Genomic DNA, 15,041 nt, shown 5'->3' with positions numbered 1-15,041 from the left:
GCTGCCGTCAGCGACGTCTTGCCGTGGTCGACGTGACCGATCGTGCCGATGTTGCAGTGCGGCTTGGTGCGGGCAAACTTCTCTTTGGCCATCGTCACATTCCTAAAACAAAGTCACATGAGCGGTCGCCCAGGGCGGCGCTCGAGGTGTCGAGCCGGGCGAAAGACGCCGCCCGGATAGAGGCTCGGCGTCAGATGATCAAGGGATGATGGCCGCGCGGGTCGAATCGAGTCAGGATCGAGGGCGGCTGCGAGGCAGGCCGACCGGGCGGGATCGTCAGTTTCGCAGGAGCCACGTGCCGTAACCCTCGATGTACCTGTCGGTCATGCGGATGGTGGGATCGACGGGTTCGACGGCCACGGCGATCACCGTCGAGAGGCCGCCGAAGAGCGGCATCGATTGGAACGGACCCTTGTAGCTCACCAGGATGTCTCCGGTCCGCTTGTCGACGAGATCGATGTCCATCTGGACCTTGACGTCCTGGTCGATGAAGATTCGCCGCGCCACCGATGGAACGTCGAACTGCTTCAGCTTGACGATGGCCTTGACCGGTCGTGTTCCCAGCAGCTTCGCCGAGACGTGCGTTGCGAATTCGGCCTTGAATCGTTCCGTGAGGACTTTCTGGAAATGGGCCCGCATTGCGGGGAACTTCGAGGCCGACTCGCTCTGCAGCCGGTTGATGGCGACCGCGTCGAAATTCTCCGCCTTGACGACGACGCCCTCCTCCGAGGGCCAGGATTGGATGACCTCGATCCCCTCGACGCTGACGTCGACGATATTGAACTGCTGAACGGTGGTGAGGCTGACCGAATGCGGCGGCGTCACGCAGGCACTCAGCAGAAGGGTGGAGAGCAGGGCGAGAGCGCGAAGAGCGGACAACATCGGAGGCGGGATCCTTGTGAGACCCCCGTGCCGCTAAAGCCGCCCAGCGACGTTCACAACGGACTTGGCGCAGGCCGATTGGTTTTCCATTGCGGTGTTGCCGAAATTACTCGCTCTCGTTGTGCCGCCCGCGATCGGCTGCGGCCAACATCGTCAAACCGTTCCACAAGCCAGGAACTGTGCGCCGAGGGGCAGCCGGCCGATCCGCGCCTCGACGTTCCGGACCCATCCCCGCCGGGACGGAAAAGCCAGGAAGTATCGGCTGCGGATCTCCCGCAACCCGTGTCCCGCCAGCAGCGTGCGGGTCTCGCGGGCACCCAGCAGCACGGCGTCGTGATCGAAGGGGCAGCGTGACACCGCCAGCCGCGTCAGCGGGTTCCATGGGTTGTGCTCGATGATCGTCACGAGGCCGCCCGGGCGGGTCACGCGCCGCATCTCCGCAAGGAGGCCGGAACGCTCGTCGAGGGGGACGTGATGGAAGACGCAGACCGCCAGCGTCGCGTCGAATGCCCGGCTTTCGAACGGCAATGTGCCGCCTTCCTGGAGGCGGTAGCGGTTGCCGGGATTCTCGCTTTCCGCACGGGCCACGGATTCGGGCGACGGGTCGGTGCCGGTCATCCCTGAGACGATGCCGGCGAGGCGGCGATGAAGCAGGCCGACGCCGCAGCCGACATCGAGGAGCGACGGGCGGGAGGTACCGAAGTGCCGGCCGAACACGTCCGCGAGCAGATCGGCCTTCGCGTCGAGGAAGAAGCCGTGTTCGAGCCCGGAGAAGGCGATCGAATCCTGGACGACCGCGTCGTAGCTCGTGCGATACGCGTCGAAGGCGCTGGTCATGCCGCGATCCTCGATGGTGCGGCCTGTCCATCCTCCGGGAAGCCCACCGCCCGGCCGACCACGTAGAGCGGGCGCTTCTTCACCTCGGTATGGATGCGCCCGACATAGAGGCCGACGATGCCGGTCATCAGCAGGTTCATGCCTGCGAGGAACGATACGAGGACGACGATGGAAGCCCAGCCGCTGACCAGGGCCGGGTCGTAGAGGGCGCGCACGGCGATGTAGAATCCGTATGCCAGCGCGGAGAGGGACACCGCCGTGCCGGCCCAGAGGGCGAAGCGGAGGGGGATGTCCGAGAAGCCGACGATGCCGTCGAAGGCGAGCCGCAGCATCTTCGACCAGCCGTACTTGGTCTGGCCCAGGGTCCGCGAGAGACGGTGGAACGGCACGGCGGTCTGGCGAAAGCCCATCCAGCTGAACATGCCGCGCACGAAGCGGTCGCGCTCCGGCATGCCGAGGAAGGCGTCGAGTGCCTTGCGGTCGACGAGGCGGAAATCGCCGACATCGGCCGGGATGTCGATGGCGGTGAGCGCCCGGATGAGGCGGTAGAACAGGCCGGCGGTCCAGCGCTTGAAGCGGCTCTCGCCCTCCCGGCTCAGACGCCTCGCATAGACGATCTCGTAGCCCTCGCGCCATTTGGCGGCGAGTTCGAGGACGACCTCCGGCGGGTCCTGAAGGTCGGCATCCATCACCACGACGGCGGCGCCGGAGGCGCGCTCCATCCCGGCGGTGATGGCGACCTGATGCCCGAAATTCCGCGACAGGGCGAGATAGCGGTAGCGCGGATCGTCCTTGGCGCGGCCGGCGGCGACGATGCCGGTCATGTCGGTGCTGCCGTCATCGACGATGATCACCTCCGCCGGTCCGTCTAGCTTGCCGAGAAGCTGATCGAGACGGTGCAGCAGCACCGGCAGCACGGCTTCCTCGTTGAAGACGGGAACGACGAGGCTGTAGGTCGGCGTGCCGATCTGTGCCGAGGGAGATGTCACGGTCATGCGTGTCGCCGGCGGACGGAAGGTCCGGTCTGCGCGACGCTAGCGCGGCATGATTAAGGCCCTTCTAATCGGCCGGCGCGAGACGCCGGCCGTTTGCCTACGGATCGGTATCCGCCGCCGTGGCGACGGAGCGTCGGCCGGTCGTTCCCTCGAGGAAGCGGCCGCCGAGGAGCCCGTTGAGGCCGACCACGATGAGGACGGCCGCGAGATGCACGGCGAGATCCGTCGCGGTGGCGTCGTGAGGATGGAACGGCACCAGAAGCGCCGCCGCCGCCGCCGCGACCGCGAGGCCTCCCAAGGCCGCCGTTAGGCTCGGGTTCAAAGGGCAGGCTCGCCGCAGCATCATGGCCAGCAGGACCGAGAGCGGCAGCGAGACGCCCATCAGAAAGACGAAGCAGCCGCGCATCTCCCCGGTTTCGGCGAGGTTGGAGGCCGGAGCGAGCCAGGCCCGCAGGCAGCCGAGCCCACTGACTCCGATCCACAGGACGAGGGGCGGGATCGGCAGAAGGGCCCAGGCCCGGCTGCGGCCCGGCACGCTGCTCTGAAAGGCCGCGAAGGCCGCAGCCAGGCTGGTCAGTATCGCTCCGAGCGCAGCATAACGAAGATCGGGAACGCCGAGACGCGCTTGCAAGGCAGCGGCGTCCGACAGGGGAAGAAGGAGAAGGCCCAGGGCGAGCACGGCGGATGACCAGACCAGGGCCCGCCATCCCGGCCCAGGCAGCCGGCGGATCGGCGCGAGCGACCGGGCCAGCTCCTCGACGAGACGCTCGTGGCTGGCGGGATCAGACATCCGAACCCTCCTTGCTGGATGAGAGGGAGGCACGCAGGGCCTTGAGAGCCCGATGGAAATTGACTTTCAGCGCCGTCTTGGTCCGCCCGGTGAGGAGCGAGGCCTCGTCGAGGGAGAGCTCGCGCAGGGCGATGTGCTCGATCGCCTCGCGCTGCCCCGGGGGAAGATGGGCGACGGCCTCCGCGACCATCCGGCGACGGTCGCGGACGTCCAGATCGTGCCCCGGCAGGGGCCCATCGTCGGCGCGTGCCTCGTAGGCGATCCGATCATGGACCTCTCGCGGACGACGGCTGGCGTGGCGCATGGCGTCGATGGCGCGCCGTTGAACGATGGCGCGGAGCCAGGGGAGGAAGGGCCGGGCGGGATCGTAGCTCGCCCGCGCCCGGTGGATCGTCAGCAGGGTATCCTGAACCACGTCGTCGATGCTGGGGCCCTGCACGCCCTTGGCCCTCGCCATCGCGGAAATGACGGGAACGCAGTCGCGCAGGAGCGTCCGGTAGGCTGCGGCATCGCCGTTCTGGGCCGCCTGCATCGCCGTCGATAGCGATCCCTCGCCGGACGATGCCATCGATCGGGCGGGCATGGTCGCGATGCTTCCGGTCTCCACGGACCGAGCCTGCAGGACGGACAGCCGGCCCGAATGCGCCGCCTGCGCCAGGCTCACCAAGGAGACCTTAATTCGTCGCCGGGGGCTTGGCCACACCGCCCTGCGCCTTCGGCTCCGCGCCCGTGGCGTTGGCGGCGAGGGACGACGGCGACGGTTCGGGGGAGCGTGCTCATGTGAGGCGGTCCTTCGTCGTGGCACCGGGGTCCGCGGTGGCCCTGAGAAGGATTTCGGTGATCGCCCGCCCTCGGTTACGCGTCTCGGACCGAAATCCGATCATTCGACCGGCGCACCTTTGAAATCCGACGGAAGCGATGGGTTTGTCCGGTCGGGGAAAGACGATGGGACGGCCTGTTCTCCGATGCCCATAGGCCGCCGCGTTTGTTCGACGAGAATACTTTGGTCCGAGGACAAGGATGTCGATCCTTGCAAGATTAGACATGCCCACAGGGTGCGAAGGGTACCTCTTGCCTGGGTACTTCCATCTCCCGGCCGATGACGGTTCTGTGGATCACTCAGATATACCAGGCTCTTCCCGAATGAACGCTGGAACTGACCGCCCATGCATCGGTTGTAGGCTGGGCCGTGGCCCGATCCGTAGAGCGATTGGAGCCACAGTGACACTCGGCGTCGACAGGTACGAGCTCCGGCAGATCATCGCCGGCCTCAGCGAGGGCGTCATCCTGGTCGAGCCGGACCAGACCATCGCCTACGCCAACGAGGCGGCCCTGGCGATGCATGGCGCGGAGTCGGTGAGCGAGCTCGGAGAGACCGTCGACGCCTATCGCGAACGTTTCTCCCTGCGCTACCGCAACAACCGCACGCCCAATCAATACCCGATCGAGCGCGTGGTGTCCGGTGAGACGTTCCACGACGTGATCGTGGAGGTGAGGCGCACCGACAAGCCGGACGTCACCTTCGTCCATTCCCTGCGCAGTCTCGTGGCCACCGATCGCGATGGCAATCCCAGTTGCCTGGCGCTGATCCTCAAGGACGTCTCGGATCAGTTCGAGGCCGAGGACCGTTTCGAGAAGACGTTCAACGCAAATCCTGCCCCGGCGGTGATCTGCCGGCTCGCGGACTTGCGACACGTCAAGGTGAATCTCGGCTTCCTCGAGATGACGGGTTACACTCGCGATGCCGTCATCGGCCGCAGCGTCTACGAGGTCGATGTCCTGGCAGGCGCCCGGAGCCGGGATCTGGCCATCTCGCGCCTGAACGAGGGCGGTACCATCCCGCAGATGGAAGCCTGTCTCGACTTGCCCGGCGGGGGCGAGCGCCACGTCATCGTCGCCGGCCAGCCGATGGAACTCGGTGAGGAGCCGTGCATGCTCTTCACCTTCGCCGATCTCGAATTGCGCCGGAAGGCCGAGATGGCCTTGCGTCAGAGCGAAGAGCGCTTCGCGAAGGCCTTCCGCCTCACCCCCGTGCCGACGGTGCTCGCCCGGGCGAATACCTTCGCCATCACCGGGGTGAACGAGGCCTTCACGCGGGTCTTCGGCCATTCCGCCGAGACGGTCGCCGGTCGCTCACCGGCGGAGCTCGGGCTCTGGGTCCACGATGCGGCCCGTGTGAAGTTCGAGAGTTCCGTGGCCATGACCGGCTACGTCCTCGGGCTCGAAGTCTGCCTGCAGCACGAGGACGGGACCAGCCTCGATTGCCTCGTCTCCGCCGAGCGGGTCGAGATCGGGGACGACATCTACGCACTTCTCGTCCTGCAGGACATCACTGAGCGCAAGAGTGGCGAGCGCGACCTGTTCGAGGCCATCGAGACCGTCATGGCCGACACCTCCTGGTTCAGCCGGGGGCTCATCGACAAGCTCGCCAACCTGCGTCGGCCGGGCGGCGAGCTCCAGGGCGCTGTCGCCCCGAATATGACGGTCCGCGAACGGCAGATCCTTGATCTCATCTGCTCGGGACTCGGTGACGATGCCATCGCCAAGCGTTTGACCCTGTCGCGCAACACGGTCCGGAATCATGCCGCTGCCCTCTACCGTAAGCTGGGCGTGCACAAGCGTTCCGAAGCCATCGTCTGGGGGCGCGACAACGGGTTTCCCGTGGGCTCGTCCGGTTAAATAAAGTCGCTCTACCGGTACGAATGCATCATTGATCGGTCGGCGGCAGGCGCCAATTGGGGTGCTGAGCCGCAAGAGATGCGGGTCCGGCCAACCAGGTACTCGGATCGATCGATGAGCGAGCCCAAATCCGCGATCACGGCTGAAACGCTCAAGGGCTCGGTAAAAGAAGCCATCGGAAAGCTGATCGGTGATCAAAATGTGGTGGACGAAGGAAGAGCTCAGCAGAAATTACCGAAGTCTGCAGTGAAACCAAAAAACGGTTCCGAGACTTAGGGTGAGCCTGACGGCGCCTGACATCGTCCAGTCGAGATTTTACAGATATAGGAGTGAAGATCATGGTCGATACCAATCGGATCACCGGGGCCGCGAAGGAACTCGGCGGCAAGATCCAGGGCGCGGTCGGCGACCTGACCGGTTCGAACCGCAACTCGGTCGAGGGCCGGGCGCGTGAAGTCCAGGGCACTGCCGAGAACCTCTATGGTCAGGCGAAGGACGCGGTCGGCGAGGCCGCAGAGCACGCCGCTGACGCTGCCCGCGACGCCGGTGGCCGCGTCCGCGACGCCGCCGACGATATTGCCGGGTCCGACGGACGCGAGATCAAGGCCCGTGCGCGCCAAGCTCAGGACGCCGCCGGGGACACCTACGAGCGTGCGGAGCGATCCGTCCGCAATGCCGGCCGCGAAGCTTACGACTACGCCGAGGACGCCTACGAGAACGGTGGCAATTATCTGCGCCAGGGCGGCCGCGAGGTGACCCACCAGGTCGCCGAGCACCCAGTCGCCGCTCTGCTCGTGGCCGGCCTCCTCGGCTACGGCATCGGTCTGCTGATCCACGGCCGCGACTGAACGTCCGCCGCGCCTAACCCCTTCCCTTCGTTTTTCTCTGCTCGGACGGCCGAATTCTTCGGACTGCCGACGACCCCGGAGCCTTGTCACGTGTCTTCTTCTTCTAGCATCCCGACGTCGCCGATCGTGGCCGGCGATACCCGTACCGTTCTCCTGAACCAAGTCTCGTGGGGCGCCATCTTCGCCGGCGCCGTGACGGCGCTGGTGACCCAGGTCATCCTCAACATGGTCGGCGTCGGCATCGGCCTGTCCAGCGTCGGTCCCGTCGCTGCCGACAATCCGGCCGCCTCGACCCTGTCGCTCAGCGCCGGTGTCTGGTTCATCGTCTCTGGCATCGTCGCCGCACTGGTGGGCGGCTTCATCGCCGGGCGCCTTTCGGGCAAGCCCGTGACGGGCGCCGCCGGCCTGCATGGCCTAGTCTCCTGGGCGGTGACCACCCTTGTCGTCCTGTACCTGATCACCTCCGCTGCGGGCGGCCTCATCGGGGGCGCCTTCTCGGGCGTGACCAGCACGCTGGGCGGCGCCGGCTCACTGGTCGGCGGTACCGTGCAGACCGCCGCGCAGGCCGCGGCCCCGTCGCTGTCCAAGATCAGCAACCCGCTGGACGGCATCGAGCAGAGCGTCCGTCAGCAGGCTGCCGGCCAGGACCCGCAGGCCGCCAAGGATGCGGCTGTGGCTGCCATCCGTGCTCTGTTCACCGGTGACCCGGCCCAGAAGGCCCAGGCCGAGAACCGTGCCGCCGATGCCCTTGCCAAGGCCCAGGGCATCCCGGTCGATCAGGCCAAGACCCAGATCCAGGACTACAAGAAGCAGTACGAAGAGACCGTCGCCACCGCCAAGCAGAAGGCCGAGGCCGCTGCCGTCGCGGCGAAGTCCGCCGCCACCCAGGGCGCTTTCTACGGCGCTCTCGCCCTGATCCTCGGCGCCCTTGCCGGGTTCTTCGGCGGTCGCCTCGGCGCCCCGGCTCTCGCCACCCTCACCGATCGCTACGACGCTCGCCGCGTCTGAGCCGTCACCTCGGCCGATCGTCCCGACCGGCCGAGTTTCCTTCCGTCACGAAGGGGTCACCCCATGAGCAGCACCACGGACAAGCTGAAGGGTCTCGCAAATGAGGCCGTCGGCAATCTCAAGGAAGGTGTCGGCAAGGTCACCGGCAACGACAGGCTCGTCGCCGAGGGCAAGGCCCAGGAACTGAAGGGCGAGGCCCAGCGCACCGTCGGCGAGGCCAAGGACGGCGTGGCGTCGGTCGTCGACAAGGTCACCGGAAAGCGGTGATCTCGCCTCTGAGGGGGAGCCCCGGCTCTCCCTCCAGCTATAAAATGTAGGAGACTTCCATGAATCGCGATCAGTTTCGCGGCGCATCCCGACATCTGAAGGGACGTGCCCAATCCGCCCTCGGCGGTGTCACCGGCGATCCGGCGCGTCAGGTTCGCGGCGCCGTCAACCAGGTGGCCGGCGGCGCGCAATACGCCTACGGCCGGGCCCGCGACCGTGCCGAGGAACTGGCCCATGATGGCCGCTATCTCGTCGGCGAAGTACGGGACCGGGCCGGCACGTTGATCGATGACGGTCGAGACGTTGCCCGCCATGCAGCCAAGCGCGGCACGACCTATGGCCGCCAGGCCGTCCGCTACGCCGACGACAACCGTACCTCCGCCTTCATCGGCCTTGCCGCCGTCGCCTTCGCGGTGGGCTGGCTCGCCCGTCCCAAGCGCTGATCCCCCGTCATCCGGAGACCTTCGATGATCCGCAAACTCCTGACCTTGTTCGTGCTTCCGAAAATCGTCGCCTATGTCGGACGCCGTCTCAGCGGCCGGGCTGCGACCCAACCGCGTCGGCCTCGCTGACAGCCGTCGTTCGGACCCTATCGCACCCCCTGTGCGGTGCGCCATTGCCATGGGAGTGTCCGTTATCGATGGGAACGGTGCCGACCATGCCTACTTCGGCAAGGGCATGATACCGCGTGCCGACACCGATAGGCTCGGTGTCGGGCATGGCGGAAAGCGGACGTTCGATCCATGAAGTTCGCCGGCCTCATCGTCCGCCGCGAGTTCGTCTTCCTCCTGCTTGCCGTTTTTCTCGGGCTCGGGGCCGCTACGGCCTACTGGATCTCGCGGGCGACCGTTCTGACGATCGCCGTTGCCCCGAAGGACGGGACCGAGCCGGCGCTGATCCAGGCCTACGCCGATGCTCTGGCACGGCGGCATAAGGAGATCCGCCTCAAGGTCATCGCCTTCGACGATGTGCGGGACAGCGCCGCGGCGCTTCAGGAAGGCCGCGCCGATCTCGCCGTGGTCCGCCCCGACGTCGACCTGCCCGACAATGGACTGACCCTGGCGATCCTTCGCGACCAGGCCATGATCATCGCCTCTCCCGAACCGTCCGGGTTGGCGAGTTTTCCCGAGCTCGACCGGAAACGTCTTGCGATCCTCGCGCATCGCGATGCCGATCAGGCGCTGATCAAGGCGATGGTCGGGCATTACGGCCTCACCCTTCTCGACAAGGATCCGGACGGGCCACTGCCGCCGCGCCACGTCGCCCTCGTGGAGATGTCCGAAGCCGAGCTTCCGGCAGCCCTTGCCAGGAAACGGGTCGATGCCGTTGTCTCGGTCATTTCACCGACCGCCCCCACGGCGCAGCGCATCGTCGGCATCGTCCAAGCGGCCAGCAAGATGCGAAAGGTCGCCTTCGTGACCGTCGAGAACGCCGACGCCATCGTCGCGAGGATGCCGCGCCTCCAATCCGTCACCATGCCGGCCGAGACGTTCGGCGGTAGTCCCAAGATCCCGGCCGAAGACGTCCACACCGTCGGGGCGTCCTATCGCCTGATGGCGCGGGCCGGCCTGTCCCGCCCCGTCGCGGCGGACGTGACCCAGCACCTGTTCGAGCTGCGCAGCGGCATGGCCAACGTCACCGCCGCCGCCGATTACATGCAGGCGCCGAGCTACGACAGCACGGCGGGGGCCACCAGCGCGCGGCTCCCGATCCACCCCGGTGCCGTCGATTTCTACGAGCGTGAGCAGCAGGGTTTCATCGAGCGCTACGAGACGTGGATCTATCTCGTCGCCTTCCTCGGCGGCGGCATCGGCTCGGGGGTGGCCTGGATCGGCCAGCGGCTGTCGCGGCTGCGGCGCGAGCGGATCGAAGAGGCAACCGACCGTCTCCTGCAGATCCGCCAGGAAGCGCAAGGCAGCGCCGATCCGCCCCGCCTGGAACATCTTGCCCGCGAAATCGACGATCTCGCCGGGGAGATCGCCAAGCACGCCTTGGAGCGGCCGACCGAGGCGAGGACCATGTCGGCCGCCGCCATCGCCATCGATGCCGCCCGGTCAACGGTCAAACGCACGATCGCGGCCGGGCAATACGCCGCCGACTCACCCGGATTGGCGGGACACACGACGTCGTCGGAGGCCGACGCGGCGGAGTGAAGAGTGTTTTGGCCCCGCCCGTCGACCGGCCCCGAGACCGGGTTATCCGCGTGCGTCGAGGCTGAACGACGTCGCCTTGCCGGGAACGCGGCGTCATCGAAGTGCTGCCCACGACTCCCTCGGTCTCGAAGGCATCCGCTCCCGGAAGGGCGTGACGGGAATGTCATGTGACATCCGGGTTCGCCTTCCGCGCTTGGATTGCGTTCCGGGTCGTTGACCGGGTCTTGCCGGCGCCGGTCGGTGCGGCGACACCGTGGATGGGCATGAGAGCGCGGGCCTCGTCCGGTTCTGCGGGGGGGCACGCCACCCGCGCGAGACGGGGAGGCCGCCGGAGGAATCATCGACCGTGGATCCGGCCCTCGTCGGTCGCGTCCGTCGCCTCGCGCCCTCCCAGCGCGATCCCGAGCACTTCCACGTGGATAAGAACGGGTTAGAGGAGGATCTTCGACAGGTGGCGCATCGGTCCATGTTTAAAAAATAGCAGCGCGACCTGATACTTGGACTACACAACTAAGACTCCGTAGCCTCATGTCACGCTGAGCTCAAAGACAAGCATAGGGAACTCAATCTTAACGGCGTTCGGGCTATGTCCGGCCGGGACACAGTCCGGTCGATGTGTGTTCGAACTTAGCATGAGCGAGATGCTGCCTTGAAACGTCGGGATTTCCTTATCGGGGCGTCTGCCCTTGGCTTGGCCTCCTCATCCTTTGCGAAGGCCGCCGTCTCCCCGCTCCAGGTGCCGGCGGCTGCGCCCGCAGGAGCCCGGATCACGCGGGTCGCCATACATCCGGCGATCGGCTTTTCCCGGGTCGGCAATTCCGACTCATGGTTTCCCGCGCCCGAGGTGCCGGGCCTCCTCGACGAGCCGGCGGGCGGCTTCAAGGATTCCGAAGGCCGCATCAAGAAGCAGGTCCAACGGTTCCGCCTCTACGGCTACGACGAGGAGGGCCGCGTGGTGCGCGAACTCGACGCGGCGAAGGGCGTCCGCTGGAGCGTCCACGTGGCCAACACCAAGGCGGCCTGGTACGGTTTCATCAACGCGCTCGATCAGGGGCCGGCGGCGCCCGGCATTCCCGGCACCCAGCGCAATCCCCTGGTCCTGGCCGACCGGCGGGACGATCTCCTGGTGATCGACCCCGGCATCGTCGAGATCGGCGGCATCTCCACCAATGCCGCGGGCAAGGATCCGGCCTGCCGCATGCAGGGTCGATTCTGGAATACCCTCGATGTCGACCTCGGCCACCTGCGCACCGACGACAACGGCCGCCTGTTGGTCTTTGCCGCAAACGGCATCTCGCGCACGGCCCTGCCGCAGAACCCGGTGCGCGATTTCACCAACAATGACGGCTGGCACGACGACTGGTGCGACGGCTGGGTACAGGCCAGGGTCGAGATCGACGGCACCGCCGTGCCCTGCGACCCGGCCTGGATCGTCTGCTGCGGTCCGAAATTCGCGCCCCAACTCGAACCCATCGTCACCCTCTACGACGCCGCCCGCGAAGCGATGGTCGAGCTCGGCCATCTGAAGGCCCCTTCCGATACCGTCTCCTTCCGACGCGACGTGCTGCCGATCCTGCGGCGGGCCGGCACCATGCAATGGGTGGCCGTCTCCTCGTTCCTCGGCGCGGCCTGGAACCAGATCGGCGATCTCTCCAGTCCGGCGGTCATCGCCAAGCTGGCTCGTCCCCATGAGGAGAGTCGTGCGACGCGGCAGAACGTTCTCCAGGCCTTCCGCCGTCCGGGAGGCGAGGACCAGCGAGCCGCCGCCATGCCGATCATGCTGGGCGACGGGGTGAATTATCCGGAAAGTCAGCGCACCTGGCTCACCCTCACGCCGACCCAGTACCGTCAGCTCGAACTCTGGGCGGATGGACAGTTCGCCGACGATTACGAAGACGAAGCCGCCGACTCCGTCACGCGCCTCGACGACCTGCCTCTCGCTCTCCGGCCGGAGGCCCTTACCCGCGCCGCGCTCGATGCCTGCTCGGGGGGAGCCTTCCACCCCGGGGTCGAGATCACCTGGCCGATCCGTCATGCTGCCCTGTATCGTGGCCGTGACGAGACGAGGCTGCCCTTCCGCATCAAGATCTCGGACCGACCGGGTCTGATCCAGGATCTGGGCCTGCAGCTCAATGCCACGAACGTGTTCGCGGGCAATCCCGCCAAGCCGCGTGAAGGAGCTCCCATCGGCCCGCAGGCTCCGGGCGACCTGACCCGCTGGATGGGTGTGCCATGGCAGGGCGACGCCTTCAGCTGTCAGGCTGTCCTGACTGCTTCGGGCTTCCCCACCCCGGTCTGGTGGCCAGCGCTGCTGCCGGTGGATGTCCTGCCGGAGACTTTCTACGAGCAGGTCATGCGTACCGATCTCAGCGACGAGGAGCGCCTGCGCTTCTACCATGCGCGGGTACCGTGGGCGCGGGGCGCGGCTGGTATCGGCCTTCACGTGGAGGCCGGCTATACCGACGGTTTGCGCCGCATGATCGAGCTGTGGACCCGCATGGGTGTCCTCGTCCGCCGCCCTGGCCCTAAGGGTCTGACCGGCGTGCCGGAGATGATCTACGTGGAGACCCAGCGCGGCTCCATGGACATCGCAGCACCGTTCCCCCGCCGCTGAGCGCGACGCGCGTGGACCGTATCGTGGTCATTGGGGCGGGAGTCGCCGGCCTGTCCGCCGCCCGGCGTCTCGCCCTCGCCGGACACTCTCCCGTCCTCGTCGCGCCGGATCGCGTCGTGCCCAGCCGGGGGGAAACGCTCTCCGCGACGGCAGTGTCGTTTCTGGATGGGCTCGGCTGGTCCGCCCTGATCGACGGTGACACTGCCATGGCCAGTCAAGGGCGCTTCTCGATCTGGGGCGACAGCGCCTTGCGCAGGGCGACCGGGCACGAGCACGGCGCCCATATCGACCGCTCTCTGCTCGAAGGACGGATGGCGGCTTCTCTGGCCGAAAGCGGGCTCGAGCGCTTCGCCGAAGCTGCAGTCGGCCTGGAGCATCTTCCCCGCGGCGTCCGCATCGGCTTGGCCGATGGGCGATGGCTGGATGCGGCGGCTGTGATCGATGCGAGCGGCAGGGCCGCGCTCTCGGGTGTACCAGCAGCCGACCGGCGGCGCCTCGACCGGCTCGTCTGCGCCTACCAAGTGCACGACGTACCCGATGATGCCGAGCTTGCCGCGGCGACCCTGGTCGAGGCGGTGGAGTTGGGCTGGTGGTACATGGCGCCGATGCCGGGCCGGCGCATGATGACCGGCCTGTTCACCGATTCCGATCTTCTGCCTGCAGGGGCGGCGAAGGATGGGGGGCTCTGGTCGGATGTGGCCAGGAAAACCATCGCCATCGCCGCCCGCCTGGACAGCCTCGGTCTCGACGCCGCCTGTAACGCGCTGTCTCCCCAGGTCGCGCCGGCAGCCTCGATCGTGCCGACACACTTGGTGGAGGGGCGTGTCCTGCGCTCCGGCGATGCGGCGGCCTCCCTCGATCCGCTTGGGGCCAACGGCCTGTCTACGGCGCTCTGGAGCGGCAGCCAGGCCGCCAAAGCCGCGCTGGCCCTGACCGCCGACGATCCGGCTCCGGCACGCGCTTACGAATGCGCCTTTCTCGAGGGTATTGCGCATCACCTCTCCGTGCAGCGGAGCCTCTACGCTGTCGAACGGCGCTTCACCGACGCTTCCTTCTGGTCCCGGCGTCATGCCTCCCCCTGAAACCAAGGATGACTTCATGAGACCCGGTTTCCGTTTCCTGCTCACTTCCCTTTTTGGGGTGTTCGTTCCCGTCGCGGCCTCCGCCGACGAGACGAGCCGCGTCGAGATCCTCGCTCCGAACGCAGAGACGATCGCCCCCAGCGGCACTTGGAGCATCGGCGCACGGGCGGGAGATTTCGTGTTCATCGGCGGGATGCGCGGGGTCGACCGGGCTACCGGAAAGCTCGTAGAGGGCGAGGAGGCTCGTATCCGCCGGATGTTCGACAACATGCTCGCCGCCGCCGCGGTGGCCGGTGCTACGAAATCCGACGCCGTTCGGCTGACCGTGTTCGTCACGGACGTCGCCCGGCTGCGTCCGATCGTCAACAAAGTGCAGAAAGACATCTGGGGCGATGGCCCATATCCACCGCGCACGGTGCTTGAGGTTCCCCGCCTCGACCAGAGTGACATCGCGGAGATCGACGGCACCTTCTACAGACCCGTCGTCAAATGAAGACAACCCGGTGGTTGTCGTAAAACGCGGTCATTCCTCTCGATAAAGCCCATGAAAAAGATCGCCGAGCGCGCGCCGGCGGAACAGAGTGAGATATCGCCGCCGACAGTTGTTCGGCTGGTCGTGATCCAGGTGGCGGCGTTGATACCAGGCCGCGAGGTTCTCCGTGTCGTGATCGCAATGGCCAATTGCCGGCGACGGCCTGTTCAAGGCCGAGGTGATTCATCGGCGTGGGCCATGGCGATCTGTCATAGCCGTCGAGTTCGCCACCCTCGAAAGGGTCGACGGGTTCGACACCCGCCGCCCGCGCGAACGGATCGGGAGTATCCCTCCCGCTGAAGCCGAAGCGCGAGACTATGCCAAGCCCGAGGTGCGCGCCTTGGCCGCTTGACC

15 protein-coding genes and 1 pseudogene are annotated in these 15,041 nt (G+C 66.9%); 11 read left to right on the top strand and 5 right to left on the bottom strand.

The window, feature by feature from the left end; all coding sequences use genetic code 11:
* Nucleotides 1-276 precede the first annotated feature (276 nt).
* The 5 genes from K368_RS0114370 to K368_RS0114350 form a co-directional block, all read right to left on the bottom strand.
* Nucleotides 277-882, bottom strand: coding sequence for a hypothetical protein (locus K368_RS0114370; protein ID WP_027172958.1), 606 nt, complete (start codon nt 880-882; stop codon nt 277-279).
* A gap of 153 nt (nt 883-1,035) precedes the next feature.
* Nucleotides 1,036-1,719, bottom strand: a complete 684-nt coding sequence (locus K368_RS0114365; RefSeq protein WP_027172957.1) for a class I SAM-dependent methyltransferase — start codon at nt 1,717-1,719, stop codon at nt 1,036-1,038.
* Nucleotides 1,716-2,714, bottom strand: a complete 999-nt coding sequence (locus K368_RS0114360; protein WP_027172956.1) for a glycosyltransferase family 2 protein — start codon at nt 2,712-2,714, stop codon at nt 1,716-1,718. Before K368_RS0114360 ends, K368_RS0114365 begins: the two co-directional genes overlap by 4 nt.
* A 97-nt stretch (nt 2,715-2,811) precedes the next feature.
* Nucleotides 2,812-3,504, bottom strand: coding sequence for an NrsF family protein (locus K368_RS0114355; RefSeq protein ID WP_027172955.1), 693 nt, complete (start codon nt 3,502-3,504; stop codon nt 2,812-2,814).
* Nucleotides 3,497-4,072 carry a sigma-70 family RNA polymerase sigma factor gene (locus tag K368_RS0114350; RefSeq protein WP_027172954.1) on the bottom strand — a complete coding sequence of 192 codons (576 nt, stop codon included), beginning with the start codon at nt 4,070-4,072 and terminating at the stop codon, nt 3,497-3,499. The genes K368_RS0114355 and K368_RS0114350 overlap by 8 nt, the downstream gene beginning before the upstream one ends.
* 653 nt (nt 4,073-4,725) lie before the next feature.
* Between K368_RS0114350 and K368_RS0114345 the strand changes: the two genes are divergently transcribed.
* From K368_RS0114345 to K368_RS26690, 11 genes and pseudogenes are all read left to right on the top strand, one after another.
* Nucleotides 4,726-6,183: a helix-turn-helix transcriptional regulator gene (locus tag K368_RS0114345; RefSeq protein ID WP_027172953.1), complete on the top strand. Its 1,458-nt coding sequence runs from the start codon at nt 4,726-4,728 to the stop codon at nt 6,181-6,183.
* 114 nt (nt 6,184-6,297) lie between these two features.
* On the top strand, nt 6,298-6,459 hold the full coding sequence (locus tag K368_RS26695) for a CsbD family protein (protein WP_155935146.1): 162 nt from the start codon (nt 6,298-6,300) through the stop codon (nt 6,457-6,459).
* 62 nt (nt 6,460-6,521) lie between these two features.
* Nucleotides 6,522-7,031: a CsbD family protein gene (locus tag K368_RS0114340; protein WP_027172952.1), complete on the top strand. Its 510-nt coding sequence runs from the start codon at nt 6,522-6,524 to the stop codon at nt 7,029-7,031.
* A gap of 90 nt (nt 7,032-7,121) precedes the next feature.
* The gene (locus K368_RS0114335) at nt 7,122-8,039 is read left to right on the top strand and encodes a hypothetical protein (RefSeq protein WP_027172951.1); all 918 of its coding nucleotides are present in this window, start codon (nt 7,122-7,124) and stop codon (nt 8,037-8,039) included.
* 63 nt (nt 8,040-8,102) lie between these two features.
* Nucleotides 8,103-8,306 carry a CsbD family protein gene (locus tag K368_RS0114330; RefSeq protein ID WP_027172950.1) on the top strand — a complete coding sequence of 68 codons (204 nt, stop codon included), beginning with the start codon at nt 8,103-8,105 and terminating at the stop codon, nt 8,304-8,306.
* A 59-nt stretch (nt 8,307-8,365) separates the two neighbouring features.
* Complete coding sequence (locus tag K368_RS0114325; RefSeq protein WP_027172949.1) at nt 8,366-8,749, top strand: CsbD family protein; 384 nt, start codon at nt 8,366-8,368, stop codon at nt 8,747-8,749.
* 300 nt (nt 8,750-9,049) lie between these two features.
* Nucleotides 9,050-10,459 (top strand): TAXI family TRAP transporter solute-binding subunit, encoded by a 1,410-nt coding sequence (locus K368_RS0114310; protein ID WP_027172948.1) that lies wholly within the window; start codon nt 9,050-9,052, stop codon nt 10,457-10,459.
* Between the two features lie 649 nt (nt 10,460-11,108).
* On the top strand, nt 11,109-13,073 hold the full coding sequence (goxA, locus tag K368_RS0114305; protein WP_027172947.1) for a CTQ-dependent glycine oxidase GoxA: 1,965 nt from the start codon (nt 11,109-11,111) through the stop codon (nt 13,071-13,073).
* An 11-nt stretch (nt 13,074-13,084) separates the two neighbouring features.
* Entirely contained in the window at nt 13,085-14,155 is a 1,071-nt protein-coding gene (locus K368_RS0114300) for a lycopene cyclase family protein (protein WP_027172946.1), read from the top strand.
* Nucleotides 14,156-14,171: 16 nt separating this feature from the next.
* A complete protein-coding gene (locus tag K368_RS0114295) occupies nt 14,172-14,648 on the top strand; it encodes a RidA family protein (protein ID WP_027172945.1) in 477 nt (158 codons plus the stop codon).
* Nucleotides 14,649-14,847: 199 nt separating this feature from the next.
* Nucleotides 14,848-15,039: pseudogene (locus K368_RS26690) on the top strand (IS3 family transposase); the annotation flags it as partial.
* Nucleotides 15,040-15,041: the final 2 nt, after the last annotated feature.

It is taken from the genome of Methylobacterium sp. 10 (genome assembly GCF_000519085.1).
In the GTDB taxonomy this organism is placed as follows: Bacteria; Pseudomonadota; Alphaproteobacteria; order Rhizobiales; family Beijerinckiaceae; genus Methylobacterium.
Note: the sequence above shows the minus strand (reverse complement) of the source record. Positions and strands in the feature narration are given on the sequence as shown.

What these genes read in the sequence shown, in the direction of transcription:
- K368_RS0114370 (WP_027172958.1), bottom strand. Translation starts at nt 882, where the DNA reads ATGTTGTCCGCTCTTCGCGCTCTCGCCCTGCTCTCCACCCTTCTGCTG.
- K368_RS0114340 (WP_027172952.1), top strand. Translation starts at nt 6,522, where the DNA reads ATGGTCGATACCAATCGGATCACCGGGGCCGCGAAGGAACTCGGCGGC.
- K368_RS0114360 (WP_027172956.1), bottom strand. Translation starts at nt 2,714, where the DNA reads ATGACCGTGACATCTCCCTCGGCACAGATCGGCACGCCGACCTACAGC.
- K368_RS0114330 (WP_027172950.1), top strand. Translation starts at nt 8,103, where the DNA reads ATGAGCAGCACCACGGACAAGCTGAAGGGTCTCGCAAATGAGGCCGTC.
- K368_RS0114355 (WP_027172955.1), bottom strand. Translation starts at nt 3,504, where the DNA reads ATGTCTGATCCCGCCAGCCACGAGCGTCTCGTCGAGGAGCTGGCCCGG.
- K368_RS0114365 (WP_027172957.1), bottom strand. Translation starts at nt 1,719, where the DNA reads ATGACCAGCGCCTTCGACGCGTATCGCACGAGCTACGACGCGGTCGTC.
- K368_RS0114350 (WP_027172954.1), bottom strand. Translation starts at nt 4,072, where the DNA reads ATGGCATCGTCCGGCGAGGGATCGCTATCGACGGCGATGCAGGCGGCC.
- K368_RS0114325 (WP_027172949.1), top strand. Translation starts at nt 8,366, where the DNA reads ATGAATCGCGATCAGTTTCGCGGCGCATCCCGACATCTGAAGGGACGT.
- K368_RS26695 (WP_155935146.1), top strand. Translation starts at nt 6,298, where the DNA reads ATGAGCGAGCCCAAATCCGCGATCACGGCTGAAACGCTCAAGGGCTCG.
- K368_RS0114295 (WP_027172945.1), top strand. Translation starts at nt 14,172, where the DNA reads ATGAGACCCGGTTTCCGTTTCCTGCTCACTTCCCTTTTTGGGGTGTTC.
- K368_RS0114310 (WP_027172948.1), top strand. Translation starts at nt 9,050, where the DNA reads ATGAAGTTCGCCGGCCTCATCGTCCGCCGCGAGTTCGTCTTCCTCCTG.